Annotated in this window: 25 protein-coding genes and 2 other annotated features; of the genes, 24 read left to right on the plus strand and 1 reads right to left on the minus strand. The window is 53.6% G+C overall.

The genetic code is table 11. The features are described from left to right. The first annotated feature begins 142 nt into the window (after positions 1-142). Both pfkA and pyk read left to right on the plus strand, forming a co-directional pair. The gene (pfkA, locus tag BJQ97_RS03990) at positions 143-1,102 is read left to right on the plus strand and encodes a 6-phosphofructokinase (protein ID WP_160157532.1); all 960 of its coding nucleotides are present in this window, start codon (positions 143-145) and stop codon (positions 1,100-1,102) included. A 27-nt stretch (positions 1,103-1,129) separates the two neighbouring features. Beyond that, entirely contained in the window at positions 1,130-2,893 is a 1,764-nt protein-coding gene (gene pyk, locus BJQ97_RS03995) for a pyruvate kinase (RefSeq protein ID WP_160155590.1), read from the plus strand. Between the two features lie 124 nt (positions 2,894-3,017). On the opposite strand, the gene ytvI is transcribed toward pyk, so the two are convergent. Beyond that, on the minus strand, positions 3,018-4,136 hold the full coding sequence (gene ytvI, locus BJQ97_RS04000) for a sporulation integral membrane protein YtvI (RefSeq protein WP_160155591.1): 1,119 nt from the start codon (positions 4,134-4,136) through the stop codon (positions 3,018-3,020). A gap of 93 nt (positions 4,137-4,229) precedes the next feature. Between ytvI and BJQ97_RS04005 the strand changes: the two genes are divergently transcribed. The 22 genes from BJQ97_RS04005 to BJQ97_RS04110 all read left to right on the plus strand — a co-directional run bounded on the left by BJQ97_RS04005 (position 4,230) and on the right by BJQ97_RS04110 (position 26,575). Continuing rightward, entirely contained in the window at positions 4,230-4,685 is a 456-nt protein-coding gene (locus tag BJQ97_RS04005; RefSeq protein WP_160155592.1) for a DUF441 domain-containing protein, read from the plus strand. 272 nt (positions 4,686-4,957) lie between these two features. Then, positions 4,958-6,076, plus strand: a complete 1,119-nt coding sequence (gene citZ / locus BJQ97_RS04010; protein ID WP_160155593.1) for a citrate synthase — start codon at positions 4,958-4,960, stop codon at positions 6,074-6,076. Positions 6,077-6,148: 72 nt separating this feature from the next. Next, positions 6,149-7,420: an NADP-dependent isocitrate dehydrogenase gene (gene icd / locus BJQ97_RS04015; RefSeq protein ID WP_044733048.1), complete on the plus strand. Its 1,272-nt coding sequence runs from the start codon at positions 6,149-6,151 to the stop codon at positions 7,418-7,420. Between the two features lie 26 nt (positions 7,421-7,446). Beyond that, the gene (gene mdh, locus BJQ97_RS04020) at positions 7,447-8,385 is read left to right on the plus strand and encodes a malate dehydrogenase (RefSeq protein ID WP_160155594.1); all 939 of its coding nucleotides are present in this window, start codon (positions 7,447-7,449) and stop codon (positions 8,383-8,385) included. Between the two features lie 84 nt (positions 8,386-8,469). Then, entirely contained in the window at positions 8,470-8,937 is a 468-nt protein-coding gene (locus tag BJQ97_RS04025) for a MaoC family dehydratase (RefSeq protein ID WP_160155595.1), read from the plus strand. A gap of 207 nt (positions 8,938-9,144) precedes the next feature. Next, complete coding sequence (locus BJQ97_RS04030) at positions 9,145-9,849, plus strand: response regulator transcription factor (RefSeq protein ID WP_160155596.1); 705 nt, start codon at positions 9,145-9,147, stop codon at positions 9,847-9,849. Continuing rightward, complete coding sequence (gene pnpS, locus BJQ97_RS04035) at positions 9,846-11,594, plus strand: two-component system histidine kinase PnpS (RefSeq protein ID WP_160155597.1); 1,749 nt, start codon at positions 9,846-9,848, stop codon at positions 11,592-11,594. The genes BJQ97_RS04030 and pnpS overlap by 4 nt, the downstream gene beginning before the upstream one ends. A 150-nt stretch (positions 11,595-11,744) precedes the next feature. Beyond that, positions 11,745-14,381, plus strand: coding sequence for a DNA polymerase I (polA, locus tag BJQ97_RS04040; RefSeq protein ID WP_160155598.1), 2,637 nt, complete (start codon positions 11,745-11,747; stop codon positions 14,379-14,381). Positions 14,382-14,573: 192 nt separating this feature from the next. Beyond that, the gene (mutM, locus tag BJQ97_RS04045; RefSeq protein WP_044730602.1) at positions 14,574-15,398 is read left to right on the plus strand and encodes a DNA-formamidopyrimidine glycosylase; all 825 of its coding nucleotides are present in this window, start codon (positions 14,574-14,576) and stop codon (positions 15,396-15,398) included. Positions 15,399-15,425: 27 nt separating this feature from the next. Then, positions 15,426-16,031 (plus strand): dephospho-CoA kinase, encoded by a 606-nt coding sequence (coaE, locus tag BJQ97_RS04050; RefSeq protein ID WP_160155599.1) that lies wholly within the window; start codon positions 15,426-15,428, stop codon positions 16,029-16,031. 116 nt (positions 16,032-16,147) lie between these two features. Continuing rightward, positions 16,148-17,176: a glyceraldehyde-3-phosphate dehydrogenase gene (locus tag BJQ97_RS04055; protein WP_160155600.1), complete on the plus strand. Its 1,029-nt coding sequence runs from the start codon at positions 16,148-16,150 to the stop codon at positions 17,174-17,176. Between the two features lie 313 nt (positions 17,177-17,489). After that, positions 17,490-17,864 (plus strand): adenosylmethionine decarboxylase, encoded by a 375-nt coding sequence (gene speD / locus BJQ97_RS04060; protein ID WP_011232199.1) that lies wholly within the window; start codon positions 17,490-17,492, stop codon positions 17,862-17,864. A 128-nt stretch (positions 17,865-17,992) separates the two neighbouring features. Beyond that, positions 17,993-18,391: a cytosolic protein gene (locus BJQ97_RS04065; protein ID WP_160157533.1), complete on the plus strand. Its 399-nt coding sequence runs from the start codon at positions 17,993-17,995 to the stop codon at positions 18,389-18,391. 67 nt (positions 18,392-18,458) lie between these two features. Further along, positions 18,459-18,920 carry a transcriptional regulator NrdR gene (gene nrdR, locus BJQ97_RS04070; RefSeq protein WP_013144522.1) on the plus strand — a complete coding sequence of 154 codons (462 nt, stop codon included), beginning with the start codon at positions 18,459-18,461 and terminating at the stop codon, positions 18,918-18,920. A 106-nt stretch (positions 18,921-19,026) separates the two neighbouring features. Continuing rightward, on the plus strand, positions 19,027-20,412 hold the full coding sequence (locus tag BJQ97_RS04075; RefSeq protein ID WP_160155601.1) for a replication initiation and membrane attachment family protein: 1,386 nt from the start codon (positions 19,027-19,029) through the stop codon (positions 20,410-20,412). A gap of 11 nt (positions 20,413-20,423) precedes the next feature. Beyond that, entirely contained in the window at positions 20,424-21,356 is a 933-nt protein-coding gene (dnaI, locus tag BJQ97_RS04080) for a primosomal protein DnaI (protein ID WP_160155602.1), read from the plus strand. A 182-nt stretch (positions 21,357-21,538) separates the two neighbouring features. Then, the gene (ytxC, locus tag BJQ97_RS04085) at positions 21,539-22,414 is read left to right on the plus strand and encodes a putative sporulation protein YtxC (protein WP_160155603.1); all 876 of its coding nucleotides are present in this window, start codon (positions 21,539-21,541) and stop codon (positions 22,412-22,414) included. Positions 22,415-22,459: 45 nt separating this feature from the next. Then, positions 22,460-22,690, plus strand: a binding site (T-box leader). A gap of 52 nt (positions 22,691-22,742) precedes the next feature. Next, positions 22,743-24,698: a threonine--tRNA ligase gene (thrS, locus tag BJQ97_RS04090; RefSeq protein ID WP_160155604.1), complete on the plus strand. Its 1,956-nt coding sequence runs from the start codon at positions 22,743-22,745 to the stop codon at positions 24,696-24,698. A gap of 257 nt (positions 24,699-24,955) precedes the next feature. Beyond that, positions 24,956-25,089 (plus strand) — a sequence feature (ribosomal protein L20 leader region). A gap of 55 nt (positions 25,090-25,144) precedes the next feature. Beyond that, the gene (infC, locus tag BJQ97_RS04095) at positions 25,145-25,666 is read left to right on the plus strand and encodes a translation initiation factor IF-3 (RefSeq protein WP_074044349.1); all 522 of its coding nucleotides are present in this window, start codon (positions 25,145-25,147) and stop codon (positions 25,664-25,666) included. Positions 25,667-25,679: 13 nt separating this feature from the next. Beyond that, complete coding sequence (rpmI, locus tag BJQ97_RS04100) at positions 25,680-25,880, plus strand: 50S ribosomal protein L35 (RefSeq protein WP_011887945.1); 201 nt, start codon at positions 25,680-25,682, stop codon at positions 25,878-25,880. A 27-nt stretch (positions 25,881-25,907) separates the two neighbouring features. After that, positions 25,908-26,267, plus strand: a complete 360-nt coding sequence (rplT, locus tag BJQ97_RS04105; protein WP_011887944.1) for a 50S ribosomal protein L20 — start codon at positions 25,908-25,910, stop codon at positions 26,265-26,267. 56 nt (positions 26,268-26,323) lie between these two features. Next, the gene (locus tag BJQ97_RS04110) at positions 26,324-26,575 is read left to right on the plus strand and encodes a DUF1294 domain-containing protein (RefSeq protein ID WP_044730608.1); all 252 of its coding nucleotides are present in this window, start codon (positions 26,324-26,326) and stop codon (positions 26,573-26,575) included. Positions 26,576-26,584 lie beyond the last annotated feature (9 nt).

Here is a 26,584-nt window from a genome sequence, read left to right on the forward strand (position 1 = left end):
ATCGTGAAAAAATCCACTATTGTAAGCCGTTTCAGCGATCGCTTCTATATTGTGTTCCGCTGTTGTTCATGGTACATTAGGGATGTTCAAGAAGACGTATGAGGTCGGACAGGTGCAATTCGATGCAAATGAGGTGGAAATGATGAAACGGATGGGTGTGTTGACAAGCGGCGGCGACTCGCCGGGCATGAATGCGGCCATTCGGGCTGTCGTCCGCAAAGCGATTTACCATGGGGTGGAAGTGTACGGAATCTACCACGGGTATGCCGGGTTGATCGCCGGCAATATCAAAAAGCTGGAAGTCGGAGACGTCGGGGACATCATCCATCGCGGCGGCACCATCCTTTATACTGCGCGATGCCCGGAGTTTAAGACGGAAGAAGGACAGAAAAAGGGGATCGAGCAGCTGAAAAAGCATGGTATTGAAGGGCTGGTCGTCATCGGCGGCGACGGGTCGTACCAAGGGGCGAAAAAATTGACGGAGCACGGCTTCCCGTGCGTCGGCGTGCCCGGGACGATTGACAACGACATTCCAGGCACCGATTTTACGATCGGTTTTGACACAGCGCTCAATACGGTCATTGACGCCATTGACAAAATCCGCGACACGGCGACGTCGCATGAGCGGACGTACGTCGTCGAAGTGATGGGCCGCCATGCCGGCGATATTGCGCTATGGTCGGGGCTTGCCGGCGGGGCGGAGACGATTTTGATTCCGGAAGCGGACTACGACATGGACGACATCATCGCCCGCTTGAAGCGCGGCCATGAACGCGGCAAAAAACACAGCATCATCATCGTGGCTGAAGGAGTCGGCAGCGGCGTTGACTTCGGCCGGCAAATTCAAGAGGCGACCGGCTTTGAGACGCGCGTGACGGTGCTTGGCCACGTGCAGCGCGGCGGATCGCCGACGGCGTTTGACCGCGTGCTCGCAAGCCGCCTCGGCGCCCGTGCGGTCGAACTGCTCCTTGAAGGCAAAGGCGGCCGTTGCGTCGGCATTCAAAACAACCAAATCGTTGACCATGACATTGCCGAAGCGTTGACGAAAACACATACGGTCGATCAGCGGATGTATACATTGTCGAAAGAGCTGTCGATTTAATTCCCGAGGGGAAAGGAAGAAGAAGTGATGAAGCGGAAAACGAAAATCGTTTGTACGATCGGGCCGGCAAGCGAGAGCGTGGACAAGCTCGTGCAATTGATCGAAGCGGGGATGAACGTGGCGCGCCTCAATTTTTCGCACGGCGATCATGAGGAACACGGGCGGCGCATCGCCAACATTCGCGAGGCGGCGCGGCGGACGGGCCAAACGGTCGCCATTTTGCTCGATACGAAAGGCCCGGAAATCCGCACGCACAATATGGAGAATGGCGCCATCGAACTGAAAGAAGGGGCAAAGCTCATCATTTCGATGAGCGAAGTGCTCGGCACTCCGGAAAAAATTTCGGTCACCTATCCGGGGCTGATCGATGATGTGTCCGTTGGTTCGAAAATTTTGCTGGACGACGGGTTGATCGGCCTTGAAGTCAACGCGGTCGACAAGCAAGCTGGAGAAATTGTCACGACTGTCTTAAACAGCGGCGTGCTCAAAAACAAAAAAGGGGTCAATGTCCCCGGCGTGCGCGTCAATTTGCCGGGCATCACCGAAAAGGACCGAGCCGATATTTTATTTGGCATCCGCCAAGGCATCGACTTCATCGCCGCCTCGTTTGTGCGTCGGGCGTCTGATGTGCTCGAAATCCGCGAGTTGCTTGAGGCGAATGACGCCTTGCATATCCAAATTATCGCCAAAATTGAAAATGAAGAAGGCGTCGCCAACATCGATGAAATTTTGGAAGCCGCCGATGGCCTCATGGTGGCGCGCGGCGACCTTGGCGTTGAGATTCCGGCTGAGGAAGTGCCGCTCATTCAAAAAATGCTCATTAAAAAGTGCAACATGCTTGGCAAGCCAGTCATCACGGCGACGCAAATGCTTGACTCGATGCAGCGCAATCCGCGGCCGACGCGGGCTGAGGCGAGCGATGTCGCCAACGCCATTTTTGACGGCACCGATGCTGTCATGCTTTCTGGAGAAACGGCAGCCGGCCAGTATCCGGTCGAAGCGGTCAAGACGATGCACCAAATCGCGCTCCGCACCGAGCAAGCGTTGGAGCATCGCGACATTTTGTCCCAGCGCACGAAAGAGAGTCAGACGACGATCACCGATGCCATCGGCCAATCGGTCGCCCACACGGCGCTCAATTTGGATGTGGCGGCGATTGTGACGCCGACGGTGAGCGGAAAAACGCCGCAGATGGTGGCGAAATACCGCCCGAAAGCCCCGATCATCGCGGTGACATCAAATGAAGCGGTCTCGCGGCGGCTGGCGCTCATTTGGGGCGTGTATACGAAAGAAGCGCCGCATGTCAATACAACCGATGAAATGCTCGATGTGGCGGTCGAAGCGGCCGTGCGCTCCGGCTTGGTGAAGCACGGCGACTTGGTCGTCATCACGGCCGGCGTGCCGGTCGGTGAAACGGGATCGACGAATTTAATGAAAGTGCACGTCATCAGCGACTTGCTGGCCAAAGGGCAAGGCATCGGCCGCAAGTCGGCATTCGGCAAGGCGGTCGTCGCCAAAACGGCGGAAGAGGCTCGGAAAAAAATGGTTGAGGGCGGCATTTTAGTCACCATCAGCACGGATGCCGATATGATGCCGGCGATTGAAAAAGCGGCGGCCATCATCACCGAGGAAGGCGGGTTGACGAGCCATGCGGCGGTCGTCGGTTTAAGCCTAGGCATTCCGGTCGTCGTCGGAGTGGAAAATGCCACCAACTTGTTTAAAGATGGGCAAGAGATCACGGTCGATGGCGGCTTTGGCGCCGTCTACCGCGGCCATGCGAGCGTGCTGTAACCGACGTTGCAACCAAACAGGGTGTCCCGAAAGCAGGGGGACACCCTTTCGCATCCCCATATATACGCATGAAACATCTTTGTGAAACGAAAGAAAGCCGAGCTTTTGAGACATCTCCTTTCGATTACGTGGTCGGCTTGCCGATAATAAACCGCCAAAGATCACGAAAAACATTGGCGCTATGGAGCGTGCGGATGATGACAAGCGCGACGGGGCCGGCAATCAAGCCGAGAAAGCCGAGCAGCTTGAAGCCGACGAACAAGGCGACGAGCGTCGCGAGCGGATCGAGGCCGATCGTTGAAGAAAGCACTTTCGGCTCCATGATTTGCCGTTGGACGAGGACGACGACATACAGTACGCCAAGACCGATCGCAAACGGGATGTCGCCGCTAGCCATGGTGTAAATGATCCAAGGAACAAAGACAATCCCCGTTCCCAAATATGGCAAAAGATCGACGAACCCGATGATCAATGCGATCGTAATGGCGTAATCGACGCGCAAAATAAGCAAGCCGATCAACACGATGACCGTCGTAATCGAAATGAGCGTCGCCTGCGCTTTGATAAAGCCAAACAGCGCCCTCTTCAAATCAAGAAACACCGTTTTTCCGCTTGTGCGGGCTTTCGTCGGCAGCCATTGCTGCGCCATGCGCATCAGACGATGCCAGTCTTTGCTGATGAAAAATGTCGCCAACAGAGAAAAAATAAACACGGTCGCGGCATTCGGCAGCCAGGCGAGAAGCTGCGGAATGTTTTGCAGGATGCTTTGGACAAATTCCCCGACCGTCGTTCCAATCTTTTTTCCGACGGCTTGAATGTTTTGCATAATCGTATCCTGTTGGGCGGCGCTTAAACTTTTAAATATCCCGGCCAAATCTTTGTAAAACGGGATGATGTGGTCGGCGACGAACGTCTCCATGTACGTGATCAACGTTTGAAATTTTTCCGGCACGACGCGGGCTAAATATTGCGTTCCCGAAACGATTTCGGCAACAAGAAGCGTGACTAAGCCGGCGACCGCGGCAAACAACATGATGAGCGTGACGCTGACCGCAAGCCAGCGCGGCATTTTCGCCTTCCGCTCCAAAGCATCGACGAGCGGGTTGATGATCATCGCGATGAAAAAGGCGATGATGAACGGATACGTCACCGTCGCGATGTAATACGCAGCGACGGCGCCGAGCGCGACAGCGGCGATGACAAGAAAAAAGCGCAAAAAGCGATCAACATAAACTCGGGACAATGTTTCACCTCCAACGACGTTCCATATTGATATATTACACGTTTTCTTACGGGGAAGCAAAAAGGCAAGTTTCATAAGAAAGGACGGACAACCGTGAACGAACCGGTGTTGTTTTTATTGTTGTTGTTTGCACTCGGCTTTCTTGCGAAAAACAAGTCGCTTATTGTCGCTGTCGCCGTGCTGTTGGCCATCAAACTGGTCGGCTTCGATCAAAAAGTGCTGCCGATCATTCAGTCCAAAGGGATCAACTGGGGAGTGACGATCATTACGATTGCCGTGCTCGCTCCCATCGCTTCTGGGGAGATCGGCTTTAAGCAGCTTGCCGGCTCTCTGCAGTCGATGTCATCCTGGGTGGCGCTCGCATCTGGCATTTTTGTCGCCTTGATCGCCAAAAATGGAGTAACGCTCCTTGCCAATGACCCGCATATGACCGCTGCGCTTGCATTCGGCACCATCCTCGCGGTCTCACTGTTTCATGGGGTCGCCGTCGGGCCATTGATCGGGGCGGGCATCGCCTACACCCTTATGAAAATGATGAAGTATTTTTGAGGAATGCCTATTGAAAGGATTTCTGTTTTGGTTTCTGCAAGCGCTGTGTCTTTTCATGGATGACAGCTGACAAAAGTCTGATAATTGTTTATAATAATAAACGTGAGTGAGTTTTCGGTCAAGCATGGTGCAACTGTTGCGACGGGGCGGTTGCCGCCGGCTTCATGTAAGCACTTTCGCGTGCGCGTTTGTTTTTGCCTCTATTTCGAGCAAGCGCTCATCGGCCATCGGTCGTTATGGCCGGAACTTATGAAGAGAAGGGGAGATTGAACATGACAGTAACCCGTGGGCTAGAGGGAGTTGTGGCCACAACGTCAAGCATCAGTTCGATCATCGATGACACGTTGACGTATGTCGGTTATGACATTGACGATTTAGCCGAAAACGCTTCCTTCGAAGAAGTCGTTTATTTGCTTTGGCATCGCGAACTGCCGACGAAAGAGCAGCTGGAGGAATTAAAGAAACAGTTGGCGGAAAACGCTGAAATTCCCAATGAAATCATTGAACACTTCAAGCTGTATCCGATTGACAAGGTGCATCCGATGGCGGCGTTGCGCACCGCGGTATCGCTTCTCGGTTTGTATGACGAAGAGGCGGATGTGATGACGAAAGAGGCGAATTATCGGAAAGCCATTCGCCTGCAGGCGAAAATCCCGACGATTGTCACCGCCTTCGCCCGCGTGCGCAAAGGGTTGGAACCGGTTGCGCCGCGCAAAGATTTGAGCTTTGCCGCCAATTTCTTGTACATGCTGACCGGCAAAGAACCAGACGACATCGCCACGGAAGCGTTCAACAAGGCGCTCGTGCTGCATGCCGACCACGAGTTGAACGCGTCGACGTTCACAGCGCGCGTCTGCGTCGCCACACTGTCCGATATTTATTCCGGCATCACGGCGGCGATCGGAGCCTTGAAAGGGCCGCTTCACGGCGGGGCGAACGAAGCGGTGATGAAAATGTTGATGGAAATCGGCACGGTCGACAACGTCGAGCCATACATCCGCACCAAACTGGCCAACAAAGAAAAGATCATGGGCTTTGGCCATCGCGTTTACCGAAAAGGCGACCCGCGCGCCAAACATTTGAAAAAAATGTCGGAAAAACTGACGAAGCTCGTCGGCGAGCCGCATTGGTATGAAATGTCGACGAAGATTGAAGAAATCGTCACATCGGAAAAAGCGCTGCCGCCGAACGTTGACTTTTATTCCGCCTCAGTTTACCATTGTTTAGGAATCGATCATGATTTGTTTACGCCGATTTTTGCCGTCAGCCGCACCTCGGGATGGTTGGCCCACATTTTAGAACAATATGACAACAACCGTCTCATCCGTCCGCGCGCTGAGTACACCGGCCCAGGCAAGCGGGCGTACGTGCCGATTGACGAGCGGGGCTGAAACAAGTGGACAAGGCGGTGAAGGCGTGCCTTCACGCCTTTTTATAAAAAAACTGCATTGGGGGTTTTGTACGTGACGCAAGGAGAAAAAATTACAGTCCAAAATGGTGTGCTCAACGTTCCGAACAACCCGATCATTCCGTTCATCGAAGGGGATGGAACGGGCCCAGACATTTGGGCGGCCGCTTCGCGCGTGCTCGAAGCAGCGGTGGAAAAAGCATACAAAGGCGAGAAAAAAATCGTCTGGAAGGAAGTGCTCGCTGGTGAAAAAGCGTACAAGCTGACGGGCAACTGGCTTCCGGATGAAACGCTTGAGACGATCCGCGAATACATAATCGCCATTAAAGGGCCGTTGACGACGCCGGTCGGCGGCGGCATTCGCTCGCTGAACGTCGCGCTCCGCCAAGAGCTCGACCTGTTTGTCTGCCTGCGCCCGGTTCGCTACTTCCCAGGCGTTCCGTCGCCGGTGAAACGCCCGGAAGACACCGATATGGTCATTTTCCGGGAAAACACGGAAGACATCTACGCTGGCATTGAATATGCCAAAGGCACGCCGGAAGTGAAAAAAGTCATCGACTTTTTGCAAAACGAAATGGGCGTGCGCAAAATCCGCTTCCCGGAAACGTCCGGCATCGGCATTAAGCCGATTTCCGAACAAGGGACAAAACGGCTTGTGCGCGCGGCGATCAACTACGCGATCGAACACGGCCGCAAGTCAGTAACGCTCGTTCATAAAGGAAATATTATGAAATTCACCGAAGGCGCGTTTAAAAACTGGGGTTATGAATTGGCGGAGGAAGAATTCGCCGACAAAGTGTTCACGTGGGCGCAATACGACCGAATCGTTGAAACGGAAGGCAAGGAAGCGGCGAACAAAGCGCTTGCTGATGCGGAAGCATCCGGCAAAATTATCATCAAAGATGTCATCGCCGACATCTTCCTGCAACAAATTTTGACGCGCCCGCGTGAATTTGACGTCATCGCGACGATGAACTTAAACGGCGACTACATTTCCGACGCGCTGGCTGCTCAAGTCGGCGGCATCGGCATCGCGCCGGGGGCAAACATCAACTACGAAACCGGCCACGCCATTTTCGAAGCGACGCACGGCACGGCGCCGAAATACGCAGGGCTTGACAAAGTCAACCCGTCGTCCGTCATTCTCTCGGGCGTCATGATGTTTGAGCATCTCGGCTGGAACGAAGCGGCGAAATTGATCATCAAAGCGATGGAGAAAACAATCGCCGCGAAAATCGTGACGTATGACTTCGCTCGCCTGATGGAAGGGGCGACGGAAGTGAAATGCTCCGAATTTGCTGATGCGCTCATCCGCAATATGGACTAACCTTTGAAAGAAAGGGATGGCAAACGATGGCGATGAAACGAAAAAAAATCTCGGTGATCGGCGCCGGATTTACGGGGGCGACGACGGCGTTCCTTTTGGCGCAAAAAGAGCTCGGCGACATCGTGTTGGTCGATATTCCGCAGCTTGAGAACCCAACGAAAGGGAAGGCGCTCGATATGCTCGAGGCAAGCCCGGTGCTCGGCTTTGACGCGAATATCATCGGCACATCCGATTACGCTGACACAGCCGATTCCGACATCGTCGTCATCACAGCCGGCATCGCCCGCAAACCGGGCATGAGCCGCGACGATTTGGTGACGACGAACCAAAAAATTATGAAGCAAGTGACGAAGGAAGTCGTCAAATACTCGCCGAACTGCTACATCATCGTCTTGACGAACCCGGTCGATGCCATGACATACACGGTGTTTAAAGAGTCCGGGTTTCCGAAAAACCGCGTCATCGGACAGTCGGGCGTCTTGGATACGGCGCGCTTCCGCACGTTCGTCGCCCAGGAGCTGAACATTTCGGTAAAAGATGTCACTGGGTTTGTTTTAGGCGGCCATGGCGACGACATGGTGCCGCTCGTTCGCTACTCGTACGCCGGCGGCATTCCGCTCGAAACACTCATTCCGAAAGATCGTTTGGATGCCATCGTTGAGCGGACGCGCAAAGGCGGCGGTGAAATCGTCAACTTGCTCGGCAACGGCAGCGCCTACTACGCACCGGCCGCCTCGCTTGTCGAAATGGTCGAAGCGATTTTGAAAGACCAGCGCCGCATTTTGCCGGCGATCGCCTACCTTGAAGGCGAATACGGCTATGAAGGCATTTATTTGGGCGTGCCGACGATCCTCGGCGGCAACGGCATCGAAAAAGTGATCGAGCTCGAGCTGACCGAAGAGGAAAAAGCGGCGCTCGCCAAATCCGTCGAATCGGTTAAAAATGTCATGCGCATGCTGGCATAGCGGAGAGGCAAAAATTCGGGCATTGCCCCGGATTTTTGCCCACAGACAATGAAAGCGCTTTCTAGGCGACGAAGGGGTGGGAACATGTTGAAAAAACGAAAGCTCGGGAGACGGATCGGGGAAATTCAAGCGGGGGAAAAGCTCGTGTTCCAAGCCGCCATCGAAGACAAAGATTTGCTTCTTTATCTTGGGCTGACGGATGATGCCAATCCGCTCTATATCCAGCATGATTATGCTTCACAGACGCCATTTGGAAAACCGGTCGTGCCGCCGGTCATGTTGATGGGGATGATCACGTCGGCGGTCTCCAAATATTTGCCGGGCCCGGGCAGTTACATTACGCGGCAGGATCTTCGCTTTCTCCGCCCAGTTTATCATTATGAAACGCTCGAATTTTTGCTTGAAGTCGCCGATGTCGATGTGGCGGGCCATTGCGTGACGTTGTCCGTCATGGCGACGCGCGGTGCGGAAACGGTGCTTGACGGAACGCTGTCTGTCTGCCCGCCTCATACGTTGCCGCGCCTAGACGGGCGGGTGCTCGAAAACTTTTGACCTCATGTTGAAAGCAATCCCCGTTTCGAAACAAAGGGGGAGTTTCATGCCGCTTTCTGCCAAAGGAAGCCAACCAAACGCGAGGGGCAGTTTTCCGCGGGCAACTTGTCCACAGGAAAACGCCCTTTTTTCTTTTTTTTGTCCGAATCAAGGCGTCAATTGTGGTATCATAAAGGCAGAAACCATTGGACGGGATGGAGGAGCGGCATGGGACGAAAAATTTTAGTAGTCGATGACGAACAGCCAATTGTGACTTTGTTGTCGTACAATTTGGAAAAAGCCGGATTTCACGTCGTGACCGCTCACGACGGCGAAGAGGCGCTCGTGAAAGTAGCGTCCGAGCAGCCGGCGCTCATTATTTTGGATTTGATGCTGCCGAAGCTTGACGGCGTTGATGTGTGCAAGCGGCTTCGCCAGCAGCAAATCATGACGCCGATTTTAATGTTGACCGCTCGCGATGATGAATTTGACAAAGTGCTTGGCCTTGAGCTTGGCGCCGACGACTATATGACCAAGCCGTTCAGCCCGCGCGAAGTCATTGCACGCGTCAAGGCGATTTTGCGCCGCACGGAGCTCGTTCAGCCGGCGGCGGAATCGAGCGAGCGGCTTGTTGTTGGCGAGCTGGAAATTTTTCCGGAACGTTATGAAGCAACGATCGGCGGCAAACCGCTTGAGCTGACGCCGAAAGAGTTTGAGCTGCTCCTTTATTTGGCTCGCCATAAAGGGCGGGTGTTGACGCGCGATCAGCTGCTCAGCGCTGTGTGGAACTACGAGTTTGCCGGTGATACACGGATTGTCGACGTCCATATCAGCCACTTGCGCGAGAAGATCGAAACCGATACGAAAAAACCGATGTACATTAAAACGGTGCGGGGCCTTGGCTACAAGTTGGAGGAACCGAAGCGGCAATGAATAGCTTCCGCACCCGCCTTTTGTTTTGGCTCGTGACGCTCATCGCCACGGTGTTGATCGCCCTCGGGCTTTTGCTCGGGCAATTGCTGAAAGATTTTTACGCCGAGACGATGAACAAACGGATGGAAAAAGAGGCCCAAGCGCTTGCGATTTTGCTTGAAAATGAACCGCTCGAGCAAATCCGCGCCGATTTGCAGGAAATGGGGAATGAGCTGTCGTCCCGCATCACCGTGCTCGATAAAGAAGAACGGGTGCGGTTTGACAGCGGCCGCGTCGCAACGATCAGTGACAAAGACCATGCGCGCATCGTCCGCGCGATTTTGCGCAAAAAGCAGTTTCCTCGTTTTTCCGTGATTGAAAAAACAAACGATGTCTATTACTACATCGTCCCGTACGAGCGCGGTGAACGGAGAGGGTACGTCGTTTTAAGCACACCGACGAGCTCACTCCAAAAAGTAAACGAGCAAATTTGGGGAGTGCTCACGAGCAGCCTTGGGATGGCGCTCGTTGTCATCATCGTGCTCGTCTGGAAAATCGCCAATCAATATATGAAGCCGATTGAAGAAGCGACGAAAGTGGCGTTTGAGCTGGAAAAAGGCAATTACACCGCTCGTGTGCCCGATGGTGAATATAACGAGGCTGGGATGCTTGTGCGCTCGATCAACCGGCTGGCCCGCCATTTGCAGGAGATGAGCAGGGCGCGGGAAATTCAGACCGACCGGCTTCATACGCTCATTGAAAACGTCGGCAGCGGCCTGTTGTTTATTGACCACCGCGGACATATTTCTCTCATCAATCGGGCGTTCCAGACTCAGTTTCATCTCGATCCGTCGGATTGTTTGCACCGTCCGTACTCCGATGTGCTGCCACACCGCGACATCGTCCGGTTTATCGACGATATTTTCATCACCGAAACGGCGATGCGCCGGCATATGCGGCTGACGATTGGCATCGAGCGGAAACATTTCGATGTATACGGGGCCCCGATCATCGGCACGAACGCCGAATGGAAAGGGATTGTCGTCGTGTTTCACGACATTACGGAGCTGAAGCGTCTTGAGCAAATCCGCAAAGACTTTGTCGCGAACGTTTCGCACGAATTGAAAACGCCGGTGACGTCCATCAAAGGATTCGCCGAAACGCTATTGGACGGCGCCATGAAGGATGAAGCGGCGCTCGAACATTTTTTGACCATCATCTTAAAAGAAAGCGAACGACTGCAAACGCTCGTTGAGGAACTGTTGGACTTGTCGAAAATCGAGCAGCACGGGTTTCAGCTGCAGCTCGAAGACGTGGATATTGCTCAAGTCATCGCCGAAGCGGCTGCTGTGTTTCGCCAAAAAGCGGCGGAAAAACAAATTGATTTGCATATCGAATCGCCAGCCGGGCTTGTCATCCGCGGCGACAGAAATCGGATGAAGCAAATTTTGCTGAACTTGCTCGCCAACGCCATCACGTATACGCCGGAGCGCGGGCAGGTCGCTGTCGAGGCGGAAGAGACGGAGAAAGAAGTGCTGATCCATGTGAAAGACACCGGCATCGGCATTGAGGAAAAGGAAATCCCGCGCATTTTTGAGCGTTTTTACCGCGTCGACAAAGCGCGCAGCCGCGATTCCGGCGGAACGGGGTTGGGCCTGGCGATTGTGAAACATTTGGTTGAGGCTCACCATGGATATATTACCGTAGCGAGCAAAGTGGGGCGCGGCACCGTGTTTACGATCCATTTTCCAAAGCCGGGGCGGTAGCCGGCCTCTTTTTATCATCTCCAACCGAGAAGCCCCTATTTTCAGCGTGAGCGTAAGCATGGGTGAATCGGCGCCTCCCATCATGGTGGGAGAGCGTTTAAGGCAGGCCGCAGGCATGATACAATAGGACAAGGAAGCATCCGAGGAGGGATGAGATTGAAAAAAAAGCTTGTTTTAATCGACGGCAACAGCGTGGCATACCGCGCCTTTTTCGCCTTGCCGCTGCTGCATAACGACAAAGGCATCCATACGAACGCCGTCTACGGGTTTACGATGATGTTGAATAAAATTTTGGCGGAAGAAGAGCCAACCCATATGCTTGTCGCGTTTGATGCCGGGAAAACGACGTTCCGGCATGAAGCGTTTCAAGAGTATAAAGGCGGACGGCAAAAGACGCCGCCGGAGCTGTCAGAGCAGTTTCCGCTGTTGCGCGAGCTGCTGAGGGCGTATCGCATCCCTGCCTATGAACTCGAGAACTACGAAGCGGACGATATTATCGGAACGCTTGCCGCCCGCGCTGAACAGGAAGGGTTTGAGGTGAAAGTCATTTCCGGCGACCGCGATCTGACTCAGCTCGCCTCCCCTCATGTGACGGTGGACATTACGAAAAAAGGGATTACCGATATCGAACCGTACACGCCAGAGACGGTCCGCGAAAAATACGGCTTAACTCCGGAACAAATCGTTGATTTGAAAGGATTGATGGGCGACAAATCGGACAACATTCCCGGAGTGCCGGGCATCGGGGAAAAGACGGCGGTCAAGCTGCTCAGGCAATTCGGCACGGTCGAAAACGTGCTTGCCTCCATTGATGAGATCAAAGGCGAAAAGTTGAAAGAAACGCTGCGCCAACACCGCGACGCGGCGCTGTTAAGCAAAAAGCTCGCCGCCATTCGCCGCGACGCCCCGGTCGAGCTTTCGCTTGATGACATCGTCTATCAAGGGGAAGACTGGGAGAAAGTGGTCGCTTTATTTAAAGAGCTTGGGTTCCAATCGTTTTTAGAGAAAATGGAATCGCCGTCATCAGAAGAGGAAAAACCGTTTGCGGAGATGGCATTTACGCTTGCTGACCGCGTGACGGAGGAGATGCTTGCCGATAGGGCGGCGCTTGTCATTGAAGTGGTCGAGGAAAATTATCATGATGCGCCGATCGTCGGCATCGCTCTGGTCAACGAACATGGACGGTTTTTCCTGCGCCCGGAGACGGCGCTTGCCGATCCGCAGTTTGTCGCTTGGCTTGGTGATGAAACGAAGAAAAAAAGCATGTTTGACTCAAAGCGCGCGGCAGTCGCCTTGAAATGGAAAGGAGTTGAGCTATGCGGCGTTTCCTTTGATTTATTGCTGGCCGCCTATTTGCTTGATCCGGCGCAAGGTGTTGATGATGTGGCTGCCGCAGCCAAAATGAAGCGATACGAAGCGGTGCGCCCGGATGAAGCGGTGTATGGCAAAGGGGCGAAGCGGGCCGTGCCGGATGAGCCAGTGCTCGCCGAGCATCTCGTCCGCAAGGCGGCGGCGATTTGGGCGCTCGAACGGCCGTTTTTGGATGAACTGCGCCGCAACGAACAAGATGGGTTGCTCGTCGAGCTCGAGCAGCCGTTGTCTTCGATTTTGGCGGAAATGGAATTTGCCGGAGTGAAAGTGGATACAAAGCGGCTTGAACAGATGGGGGAAGAGCTCGCGGAGCAGCTGCGTGCGGTCGAGCAGCGCATTTACGAGCTCGCCGGCCAGGAGTTCAACATCAATTCACCGAAACAGCTCGGCGTCATTTTATTTGAAAAACTGCAGCTGCCCGTCTTGAAAAAAACGAAAACCGGCTACTCCACTTCGGCGGACGTGCTGGAAAAACTTGCGCCTTATCACGAGATCGTGGAAAACATTTTGCATTACCGCCAGCTTGGCAAGTTGCAGTCGACGTATATTGAAGGATTGCTGAAAGTCGTGCGGCCCGATACAAAGAAGGTGCATACGATTTTCAATCAGGCGCTGACGCAAACCGGACGGCTCAGCTCGACGGAGCCGAACTTGCAAAACATTCCGATTCGGCTTGAGGAAGGAAGGAAAATCCGCCAAGCGTTCGTGCCGTCGGAGCCCGATTGGCTCATTTTCGCCGCCGACTACTCGCAAATTGAGTTGCGCGTCCTCGCCCATATTGCAGAAGATGACAATTTAATGGAAGCGTTCCGTCGCGATTTGGATATCCATACGAAAACAGCGATGGACATTTTCCAAGTGAGCGAGGACGAAGTGACGCCCAACATGCGCCGTCAGGCGAAGGCGGTCAACTTTGGGATCGTTTACGGGATCAGTGATTACGGCTTGGCGCAAAACTTAAATATTTCGCGCAAAGAGGCGGCTCAATTCATCGAGCGCTACTTCGAAAGCTTCCCTGGCGTAAAGCGGTATATGGAAAACATTGTGCAAGAAGCAAAACAGAAAGGGTATGTGACGACGCTGTTGCATCGGCGCCGCTATTTGCCGGATATCACGAGCCGCAACTTCAACGTCCGCAGCTTTGCTGAACGGATGGCGATGAACACGCCGATTCAAGGGAGTGCCGCAGACATTATTAAAAAGGCGATGATCGATCTGAACGCCAGACTGAAGGAAGAGCGGCTGCAAGCGCGCCTTTTGCTGCAGGTGCATGACGAGCTCATTTTGGAGGCGCCGAAAGAAGAGATGGAGCGGCTGTGCCGGCTCGTTCCGGAAGTGATGGAGCAAGCGGTCACACTTCGCGTGCCGCTCAAAGTCGATTACCATTACGGCCCGACGTGGTATGACGCGAAATAAAAGGCATCTTGGGGTGCAAACGCTGGCGCCCCATAAAAATGTTTCGAGGCGACGATTCTCGGCTGCGGGTCGATGAATTGGCGCGAAACGGCTGCCGCCTCATGGAGAATCTTTCCCTCGGCGGATCAACCGGCGTCAATGTGAAAATGTCGGCGGGAACGATGCAGGAAAACGGAGGAAAGGGGGGGCGCCATGCCGGAATTGCCGGAGGTGGAAACGATCCGTCGCACGCTTTTGCCGCTTATTGTCGGAAAAACGATTGAGGATGTGCGCATTTTTTGGCCGAACATCATCCGCCATCCACGAGACCCCGAGGCGTTTGCGGCAAGAATGATCGGACAGACGGTGCGTGGTTTGGAACGGCGAGGGAAATTTTTGAAATTCCTGCTCGACCGCGATGCGCTCATTTCCCATTTGCGCATGGAAGGGCGCTATACCGTCGCTTCCGCCTTGGAGCCGCTCGAGCCGCATACGCACGTCGTGTTTTGCTTCACGGACGGCAGTGAACTCCGCTACCGCGACGTGCGCAAGTTCGGAACGATGCACGTTTATGCGAAAGAGGAAGCGGACCGCCGGCCGCCGCTAGCTGAGCTTGGGCCGGAGCCGCTTTCCCCGGCGTTTTCACCAGCTGTATTGGTGGAGCGGGCGGTGAAAACGAAACGGTCGATCAAAGCGTTGCTCCTTGACCAGACGGTCGTGGCTGGGTTTGGCAATATTTATGTCGACGAATCGCTGTTTCGCGCCGGCATTCTTCCCGAACGGCCGGCCGCCTCGCTCTCCAGCAAAGAGATCGAGCGCCTGCATGAGGAAATGGTGGCGACGATCGGCGAGGCGGTCATGAAAGGGGGAAGCACGGTGCGCACGTACGTGAACACACAAGGCGAGGCAGGTGTGTTTCAACATCATTTGTACGTGTATGGCCGCCAAGGCAATCCGTGCAAACGATGCGGCACGCTGATTGAAAAAACGGTCGTCGCCGGCCGCGGCACGCATTATTGTCCGCGCTGCCAGCGCTAGGCGGCCCGTAAAAAGGAGAGAGGTTCCATGACGTTGACGATCGGATTGACCGGCGGGATTGCCAGCGGCAAAAGCACGGTGAGCGCGATGATGCGCGAACTCGGCCTTCCGGTCATTGATGCTGACGAAGCGGCGCGCGCCGTCGTCCGACCGGGGGAAGACGCCTACCGTCAGATTGTCGCCGCCTTCGGTCCGGGCATTTTGCAGACAAATGGAGAGATCGATCGGGCGAAACTCGGGGCGATCGTGTTCAACGACGAAGAAGAACGGAAAAAGCTAAACGCCATCGTTCATCCGGCGGTTCGTCAGAAAATGCTGGAAGAGAAAGAAGCGCTCGTCCGTTCCGGGGCGAAAACGGTCGTATTGGACATTCCGCTTTTATTTGAAAGCGGATTGACATCGTGGGTCGATAAAGTGCTTGTCGTGTATGTTGACGATGACATCCAGCTTCGCCGGCTGATGGAGCGGAACGGGTTCACTGAGGAAGAAGCGCGCGCCCGCATCCGCGCCCAATGGCCGCTGGCAGAAAAAATGAAGCGGGCCGACGCGGTCATCAACAATAACGGAACGAGGGAAGAGACACGCCGTCAGCTGTTGGCGATTTTGAAACAATGGGACGCCTTAGAAAAATAGGCGTCTTTTTTGTTCGCTTTCCGTCATTTTATCCTCCACATTCCTAAAAAATATGATATACTATTTATACAAATACAAGAAAATAGTATAACATATATGAGAGGAGAACAAAGTAAATGAAGGCGAAAGTGGCGATTAACGGTTTCGGACGAATCGGACGGATGGTGTTCCGGCGCGCCATCAATTCCCCTGATCTTGACATTGTGGCGGTGAATGCCAGCTATCCGCCGGAAACGTTAGCCCATTTAGTGAAATATGACTCAAACCACGGCAAATTTGATGGTGAGGTCATCGCCTTGGAAAACGGCCTGCTCGTCAACGGCAAAACAGTGAGGCTGTTAAACTCGCGCGACCCGAAACAGCTGCCGTGGAAAGAGCTTGATATCGATATTGTGATTGAAGCGACCGGAAAATTCAACGATCGTGAAAAGGCGAGCCTTCACCTTGAGGCAGGGGCGAAGCGCGTCATTTTAACCGCCCCGGGCAAAAATGAAGATGTGACGATCGTCGTCGGCGTCAACGAGCATATGCTTGACATCGACCGCCATTTCATCATTTCGAACGCCTCGTGTACGACAAACTGTTTGGCTCCGGTCGTCAAAGTGCTCGATGAAGCGTTTGGGATTGAAAACGGACTGATGACCACGGTTCACGCGTATACGAACGACCAAAAAAACATCGACAACCCGCATAAAGATTTGCGCCGCGCCCGCTCATGCGCGCAATCGATCATCCCGACGACAACAGGAGCGGCGAAAGCGCTTGGCCTAGTGCTGCCACATTTAAAAGGGAAGCTTCACGGCATGGCGCTCCGCGTCCCGACGCCGAACGTCTCGCTCGTCGACTTGGTCGTCGACTTGAAGCGCGATGTGACGGTTGATGAAGTGAACGAGGCGTTCATCCGTGCTGCCAACGGCCCATTGAAAGGCATCTTGGATTTTACGATGGAGCCGCTCGTCTCGATCGATTTCAATACGAATCCGCATTCTGCGATTATCGACGGCCTGTCGACTATGGTGATGGAAGGGCGAAAAGTGAAAGTGCTCGCTTGGTATGACAATGAATGGGGCTATTCGTGCCGCGTCGTTGATTTAGCCCATCTTGTCGCGGCCAAAATGAAAGAGCGTCTCAGCGTCAATGCGTAACAGCGGTTCGATGTGAAGCGCGACGCCTGCGCTATGGCTTTTGCGATCCGCACAAACGGATCAGGCCGCGGTGCGGGCGTGGGCGCTTTTTCTCTTTTTTATGCAAAAAAATAAAAAAGCCTGTTGCAAAAACCCCCTAAACAAAGTATACTATGTCTCGTGAACTTCTTAACGGCAAGGGTAATGTGACTACTTAAAGGGTTAGGACCTCTTAGGACTAACTTTCCCCCGTGGTAGTTATACATGCCATTTTGCAACTCACCTTCTGTTTTTTTATTTGTTTGAGAAAATTGGTTAAAGGGGGATTCTTTTCATGGACACGATGGGTCGTCACGTTATCTCGGAACTTTGGGGATGCGACTTTGACAAACTGAATGATATTGATTTTATTGAAAAAACGTTCGTTGACGCCGCGTTAAAGTCGGGAGCGGAGATTCGCGAAGTGGCGTTCCATAAATTCGCTCCGCAAGGCGTAAGCGGGGTCGTCATTATTTCGGAATCGCATTTGACGATTCACACGTTTCCCGAACACGGCTATGCGAGCATTGATGTGTATACATGCGGCCATTTAGATCCGACGATTGCCGCCGATTACATCGCCGAAATGCTGGGCGCGCAAACGCGGGAAACGATTGAACTTCCGCGCGGCATGCGCCCGATCGAAGTGAAAAAGGCGCAGGCGCTGTAATTGGATAAGGATAAGATAAACCGAAAGGAGCGTAAGCAAAACGCTCCTTTTTTTGTGCCTTAGGCGGTGCAACAGCGGCGAAAATCATGGTATGATGGAAGAAAAAGAATGACTAGGGAGACGTGGCAATAAGCATGTGGAAAACACTCAAATACGCCTTCACAAACCATTGTGAAACGCGGGAAAATCATGAAGATGAAGAGCTAAGAAGCCATTATTACAAAGCGACGAACCGCGCCGTCATCGATGCGGTCAAAGAGCTGCTCTCGTCGCTGCCCGGCGCCGAGCTCATTTCTGTTTCCGAAGAGCGCGGCGAAATTTGTGCGCAAACAAGGCGCGGCAAAAAGTTGTTCATCGTCGCTACCGTCATTTCCGTGCGGCCGTTTGAAACGGCGGTCGACTTTTCCGCGACGACGGAGACGAAGCTATTGCCGTTTGATTTTGGGCATAGCCGGGCGGTCATTCTCGATTTGTATCGGAAGCTCGACGCCCGCCTGCCCTATATCGGTTCCGGACTGAACAGCTAACTATATCTTGTCTGCTTTCGTCCATTCCGGTATGATAGGAAATAAGAAGATCAACGGAGTGGATGTTATGCGATGTCCTTCATGCCATCATCAAGGCACGCGCGTGCTTGACTCGCGCCCGGTTGAAGAGGGTCGTTCGATCCGCCGCCGGCGGGAGTGCGAACAGTGCCATTATCGGTTTACGACGTTTGAGCGGATCGAGGAGCCGCCGCTGATTGTTGTGAAAAAAGAGGGAACGCGCGAAGAATTCAGCCGGGAGAAAATTTTGCGCGGCTTGATCAAAGCGTGCGAGAAGCGTCCCGTGGCGCTCGAGGAGCTTGAAAAAGTGACGCAGGAAATTGAGCGTGAGCTGCGCAATCAAGGCGTCTCGGAAGTGAAAAGCGAAACGATCGGCGAAATGGTGATGGAGCGCCTGTCGCACATCGATGAGGTCGCCTATGTTCGCTTCGCTTCCGTCTATCGGCAGTTTAAAGATATTAATGTGTTCATTGAAGAACTGAAAGAGCTGATCAAAAAAGGGCAACGGTGAAAAAAGGGCTTTGGCGTTAGGCGGCAAGCCCTTTTTTCAGCGTCTTTTCGGCAGGAAAGGAGAGAGCCGGTTTGAAACGAATACGGAGGAATGGAAGGTCGAAGCGATGCAACACCATTGGAAAGAGCTGATTGCTGTCGACCGTTATACCGTGCAAAGCCGAGGGGTGTTGCAAGAGATGGACCGTCAAGTGCTGACGCTGCTTTACCAGCCGCTCATCGGCTGCCGAGCGTTGGCGCTTTATATGACGCTTTGGGGGGAGCTTGAGCTGCTTGACGGCCAGGAAGCGACCCATCATCGGCTTATGGCGCTCATGCAGTGCGGGCTGCCGGACATTTACAGCGAACGGTTGAAACTCGAAGGAATCGGGCTGCTCAACACATACGTCCACGCTCCAGGGGCGGATGAACCGAAGCTGTTTCTTTATGAGCTGCGTCCGCCGCTGGAGCCAGACCAGTTTTTCCGCGACGAGATGTTGAGTGTTTTTTTGCGCCGGCAAGTCGGCCGTCTCTTGTTTATCCAGTTGAGCAACTTTTTTGCTCGCCCATCCATTGATGAAGCGAAATTCACCCAAGTGACGCGGTCGTTTTCCGACGTGTTTTCGGCCGTGCCCGCTGAACAAATCGTCGCCGGCCTCAGCGAAGAAGCCGGGCCCGAGCTGCTTGAAGGGAAGGGTCACATCAGGCGGAATGAGGCGTCGTATGTGCTCGATGATGATGTATTCGACTTTGAGCTGTTTTTTGCCGGCTTGTCCAAGCAGCTCGTGCCGCGCCGGGCTGTGACAGCGAAAGTGAAGGAAGCGATTAAAAAGCTGGCGTTTTTATACGGCATTCCGCCGCTTGAGATGCAAAAACTGGTCCTTGGCGTCATCGATCCAGCCTATCATATCGATATTGACGCGTTGCGCCGGGCGGCGCGCGAATGGTATGAGCTCGAACATGGCGGTGTTGAGCCGCGCCTCGTTGAACGAGTGCAGCCGCTCGCCTACCGGACGATGGAGAACATCGAACCGCGCACGAAAGAGGAGCAGCTGATCAAACAGCTGGAAACAATTTCCCCGCGCCAGCTGCTAAAAGAGATTTCAGGCGGCGCTGAGCCGTCGCTGGCTGATTTGCAGTTGATCGAAGACATTATGTTCCAGCAGCAGCTGCTCCCCGGAGTTGTCAACGTGCTCATTTATTACGTCATGCTCCGAACGAATATGAAGCTGTCGAAAAAATACGTCGAAAAAATCGCCAGCCATTGGGCGCGCAAAAAGGTGAAAACGGTGAAGGAAGCCATGGAGCTGGCGAAAGAAGAAGCGAAAACATACCAAAACTGGGCGAACGAAAAGGAAAAAGGAACGCGGACGGTGCGCAAAATCGTGCGCACGGAAATCGTCCCCGACTGGCTGAACATGGATTACAGCCAGCCGGAGGATGACGATTTTGACGTCGAACAGGCGCGCAAAGAGCTTGAGGAACGGCTGAAAAAATACCGTGATGAATCATAGAGGGAAAAGCCATGGAACGAGTAAACCACCTGTTGCAGCGGTTGCTTGGCAATCAACGGTTTAAGCAGCGCTACGAACAAATGAAACGCTACATTTTGGAGCATCCGGACGTGCAGCTGTTTTTGCGGGCGCACGAACGGCAATTGTCGGCCGATGCGGTTGACCGCAGCTTGATGAAGCTGTATGAATTCATCGAGCAGCACGGGAATTGCCGCCAATGTCCGGGCCTTGAGCGATGCAACAACATGCTGCCGGGATACCATCCAAATTTGGTGGTCAACGGTGGAAGGATCGACGTTGAGTACGACCGCTGCCCAAAAAAAGTGCAATACGACGAGAGGAAGCGGCAAGAGTCGCTCATTCAAAGCATGTTCATGCCGCGCGAAATCTTGCGTGCTTCGCTCTCTGACGTCGATCTCAATGATGATGGGCGGATCAAAGCGATCCGATTTGCCGAGCGGTTTGTGGCGGAATACGAGCCGGGGAAAAAAATGAAAGGCTTGTATTTGCACGGATCGTTCGGGGTGGGCAAAACATATTTGCTTGGAGCGATCGCCAACGAGCTGGCGAAGCGAAACGTCCCATCGCTGATCGTCTACGTGCCCGAGCTGTTTCGCGAGATGAAACATTCGCTTCAAGATCAAACGATGAGCGAAAAGCTTGATTATATCAAAAAAGTGCCGGTGCTGATGCTCGATGACCTTGGAGCGGAGGCGATGTCGAGCTGGGTGCGCGACGATGTGCTCGGCCCGATCTTGCAATACCGGATGTTTGAAAACTTGCCGACGTTTTTCACGTCGAACTTTGATATGCAGCAGCTCGCCCACCATTTGACGTATTCGCAGCGCGGTGAAGAAGAGAAGGTGAAGGCGGCGCGCATTATGGAGCGAATCCGCTATTTGGCCTATCCGATTGAAATCACTGGACCGAACCGCCGGCAATAGCGGTCGGCGGCAGCGAACGGCGCCTGAGGAAGGGGCGCCGCTTTTTTTGGGCGCGCAGCGTCTGTCAGCCCGATGACCTGCGAGCTTCTGTGCGCTGTTTTTCGTGTTTCTAGTCTAAACAGCCCGTTGTCCCCATATATATAAACCAAGCATTCCTTTCGGGCTAAAGGGGGGGACAGCGGGTGATCGAAATCCATTTTGACGAGGCAAGCGAGGCGGAAAAATTGGTTGGGCTGCTATATCACCGGCAACCGGATGACGGTCCGCTGTTTCATGCCGCTTATGACGGGAACAAAACCGTGGCGGTTTACATACAGGGCGAGGAGAAGCGTGTGCTTGAGGAGCATATCATCCCAGCTATGACGGCGTTTATGCAGGAGGTGATAGAAGACCGGCTGCTGCTATCCATCATTGCCAATATTTTTTATTTCCGCGACGTCGAAGAACAGCAGCAAATTTTGGCCCTCGCTCATTCGTTTTTGGACGGCGAGCGGCGCGATTACCGGAAAAGCGCGGCGTTTGCCGTCTCGCGCACCGTGATGCTGCGCGACGCTTTTGCCTCCTTTTTGCGCGACGGCTTGTCGTTTTCGTTTTCATCGTTCATCACGTTCCGGTTAAAGCCGTATATGGAGCGCCTCCAACATTATGTCGAGCTCGCGATTGATGAATACAAGCTCGAGCAGGAGTATCAAAATTTTGTGCAAATGCTGCGCGACTGCCTGGCTGGCCGGACCCCGCAATGGCCGCGCCTGTATTTGGTGCACGATCCGCCACACTTCGTATTTTACGACAGCGAGCGGCGGGAGCTGTCGGCGGTGGAAGTGAGACAGTTGATCGATCGCCATCTCGTCTTCAGCCAGCCGATGTATATTGATGCATCGGTGCTCGCTCCGCTTGTTTCGCTCGCTCCAGCGGAAATTGAGCTGTACACCGATCATCCGGATGACGGCATGGTGCAGACGCTGCAAAACGTGTTTCAAGAACGGCTGATCGTCTGCCGCCGCGCCGATTTTTCCCATTTGTTTACCGCCAACGCTGGAAATGGGGGAGAAGCTTGATTTTTCCTGCTGTTTTCGCTATAATGTCGTCATGAATAGGAATGAACAAAAGCGATGACGAGGACATGGGCGCATTTTTACGGTTTCCAGAGAGGGAAGGCAGCGGCTGGAACCTTCCTAACACGAAAAATGCGCTTACCCCCTCAGAGCTGCGGCAGTGAACGGAACGCTCAGTAGTTGCCGCCGGTTTTCGGCCGTTATGCGTGTTGAGCCATGGCATGGCGAGGCGATGCCATGGGAAGAAGGGTGGAACCACGACGAAAACTCGTCCCTTTGTGAGGGAGGAGTTTTTTTATTTTTCATCATCACGACGAAGGAGTGATTACCGATGCCAGATGTGATTCGCATTACGTTCCCGGACGGGGCGCAAAAAGAGTTTCCAAAGGGGGCGACGACGGAAGACATCGCTGCCTCGATCAGCCCGGGGCTGAAGAAAAAAGCGATCGCCGGCAAACTGAACGGCCGGTTTGTTGATTTGCGCACACCGCTTCACGAAGATGGCGAGTTGGTCATCATCACCCAAGACATGCCGGAGGCGCTTGACATTTTGCGCCATAGCACCGCCCACTTAATGGCGCAGGCGATCAAGCGGCTGTATGGCAACGTCAAGCTCGGCGTCGGTCCGGTGATTGAAAACGGCTTTTACTATGATATCGACATGGAGCATAAGCTGACGCCTGACGACCTCCCGAAAATCGAAGAAGAAATGCGCAAGATTGTCAAAGAAAATTTGGACATCGTCCGCAAAGAAGTGAGCCGCGAAGAAGCCATCCGGCGGTATGAAGAAATCGGCGATGAGTTGAAGCTTGAGTTGATCGCCGATATTCCGGAAGGCGAGCCGATTTCGATTTATGAGCAAGGCGAGTTTTTCGACCTTTGCCGCGGCGTGCACGTGCCGTCGACCGGAAAAATCAAAGAGTTCAAGCTGCTCAGCATCTCGGGGGCCTATTGGCGCGGCGACAGCAACAACAAAATGCTGCAGCGCATCTACGGCACGGCGTTTTTCAAGAAGGAAGACTTGGACCATTATTTGCATCTTCTCGAAGAAGCGAAAGAGCGCGACCACCGGAAGCTTGGCAAAGAGCTTGAGCTGTTTATGACGTCACAAAAAGTCGGACAAGGCTTGCCGCTTTGGCTGCCGAAAGGGGCGGCGATTCGCCGCGTGATCGAACGGTACATCGTCGACAAAGAAGTGGCGCTCGGATACGATCATGTCTACACACCGGTGCTTGGCAGCGTCGAGCTATATAAAACATCGGGCCATTGGGATCATTACAAAGAAAACATGTTCCCGCCGATGGAGATGGACAACGAAGAACTTGTTCTTCGTCCGATGAACTGCCCGCACCATATGATGATTTACAAAAGCAAGCTGCACAGCTACCGCGAGCTGCCGATCCGCATCGCGGAACTTGGCACGATGCACCGCTACGAAATGTCTGGAGCGCTGACCGGCCTGCAGCGCGTCCGCGGCATGACGCTCAACGACGCCCACATTTTCGTGCGCCCGGACCAAATCAAAGACGAGTTCAAGCGCGTTGTCAACTTGATTTTGGAAGTCTATAAGGATTTCGGCATTGACGAATACTCGTTCCGCTTGTCTTACCGCGATCCGCATGACAAAGAAAAATATTACGACGACGATGAAATGTGGGAAAAAGCCCAGCGCATGCTGCGGGAAGCCATGGATGAGCTTGGGCTTGACTACTACGAAGCGGAAGGGGAAGCGGCGTTTTACGGGCCGAAGCTCGATGTGCAAGTGCGCACGGCGCTCGGCAAAGATGAGACGCTCTCAACGGTGCAGCTTGACTTCCTATTGCCGGAGCGCTTTGACCTCACTTACATCGGCGAAGACGGAAAGCCGCATCGTCCGGTCGTCATCCATCGCGGCGTCGTCTCGACGATGGAGCGGTTTGTCGCATTTCTCATCGAGGAGTATAAAGGGGCGTTCCCGACATGGCTCGCCCCGGTTCAAGTCAAAGTGATCCCCGTGTCGCCGGAGGCGCACCTCGATTACGCGTATGACGTGCAGCGGACGTTGAAAGAACGCGGCTTCCGCGTTGAAGTCGATGAGCGCGACGAAAAAATTGGCTACAAAATCCGCGAAGCGCAAATGCAAAAAGTTCCGTACATGCTCGTCGTCGGCGATAAAGAAGTGTCTGAACGAGCGGTCAACGTCCGCCGCTACGGTGAAAAAGAAAGTCGGACGATGGGGCTTGATGAGTTTGTTGACTTGCTTGCTGCTGATGTACAGGAAAAACGGACAAAATCAGGGAAAGCATAATGAAGAACCCAACAGGCGAAACTCGAGGGCAACAGACAGAATGAAGGCAAAAACGATGGCGACGGCCAAAGTCATGAGCGGGTTCAAGAGCAGAGAAAGCGGCGAAGTGTCGTGCCGCGAGGAACAATAAAACATTTTCTCTTGCCAATTCGACGTCAATCCGCTATAATAAGTGACGTTGTGTTTATCAAGATCCGCTCCTTGACATGCCATCGCCAAGGTGGTATAGTGTATAAAGTGGAATGATTGCTTGTTTGTAACAAAAGCAGAAGCACCCCGCTTCTCACCTGACCGACGCCAAGACGGCTGTTGGCAGGTTGTTACGGTTCGTCAATGCGAGTGTAAGGACGTACTGCGCGGGTGCTTTGTGCATCTGCGCTTTTTTTGGCTGGAAGTGGGGCTCTGCTGGCAAACAAGCCAGTCGGAAAAAACCTTGGAGGTGGCTCATTATTAGCAAAGATTTTATTATCAACGAACAAATTCGTGCCCGTGAAGTGCGCTTGATCGACCAAAACGGCGAACAGCTTGGCATCAAGTCGAAGCAGGAGGCGCTTGAGATTGCGGCAAGACGCAACTTGGATCTTGTGCTTGTCGCACCGAACGCCAAACCGCCCGTCTGTCGCATTATGGACTACGGCAAATTCCGCTTCGAGCAGCAGAAGAAAGAGAAAGAAGCACGTAAAAAGCAAAAAGTGATCAACGTCAAAGAGGTGCGCCTCAGCCCGACGATCGAGGAACATGACTTCAACACGAAGCTCCGCAACGCGCGCAAGTTTCTCGAAAAAGGCGATAAAGTGAAGGCGACGATCCGCTTCAAAGGTCGGGCGATCACCCATAAAGAAATCGGGCAGCGCGTCCTTGACCGCTTCTCGGAAGCGTGCGCCGACATTGCCGTTGTCGAAACGGCGCCGAAAATGGACGGGCGCAACATGTTTTTAGTGCTCGCACCGAAAAACGACAACAAGTAAGGAGGAACCTGCGATGCCAAAAATGAAAACTCACCGCGGCTCGGCGAAACGGTTCAAAAAAACGGCGAGCGGCAAATTAAAACGCGGCCATGCGTATACGAGCCACTTGTTTGCTAATAAAACGAAAAAACAAAAGCGTCATCTCCGCAAAGCGGCGCTTGTTTCGCCTGGCGATTTCAAACGCATCCGCCAAATGCTTGACAACTTGAAATAATGACCGAACAATAGGAGGGAACGATTTATGCCACGCGTAAAAGGTGGACCTGTGACGCGCAGACGTCGCAAAAAAGTATTGAAACTCGCGAAAGGCTATTTCGGCGCGAAACACGCGTTATATAGAGTTGCGAACCAACAAGTCATGAAATCGCTCATGTATGCGTACCGCGACCGCCGTCAACGGAAGCGCGACTTTCGCAAACTGTGGATCGCCCGCATCAACGCGGCGGCTCGCCAAAACGGCTTGTCGTACAGCCGTTTGATGCATGGCTTGAAGCTGGCCGGCGTCGAAGTCAACCGGAAGATGCTCGCCGACTTGGCGGTCAATGACCAAGCGGCGTTCGCCCAACTCGCCGATTTGGCAAAAGCGAATTTGAATAAATAACAACGATGGCCATCCTTGATCAGGGTGGCCATTTTCTTATCAAGGAAAGGGATCATATGGTACAATACGGGATAGCGATCAATCTTCTCGCTTTTTTCGTGATGGGGATCGACAAATACAAAGCGAAGCGCCGCCGCTTTCGCACTGCCGAGCGGACGCTTTGGCTGCTTTCATTGGTTGGCGGTGCCATCGGCGGCGCAGCTGGGATGTACATGTTTCGCCATAAAACTCGCCATTCGGCTTTTCGCTATGGGCTGCCGCTGCTGGCAGCGGCGGAGCTGTTTCTCTATTGGCGATGGATGAGGTAGAAAGGGGAG

This window comes from Geobacillus sp. TFV-3 (assembly GCF_009901865.1).
In the GTDB taxonomy this organism is placed as follows: Bacteria; Bacillota; Bacilli; order Bacillales; family Anoxybacillaceae; genus Geobacillus; species Geobacillus thermoleovorans_A.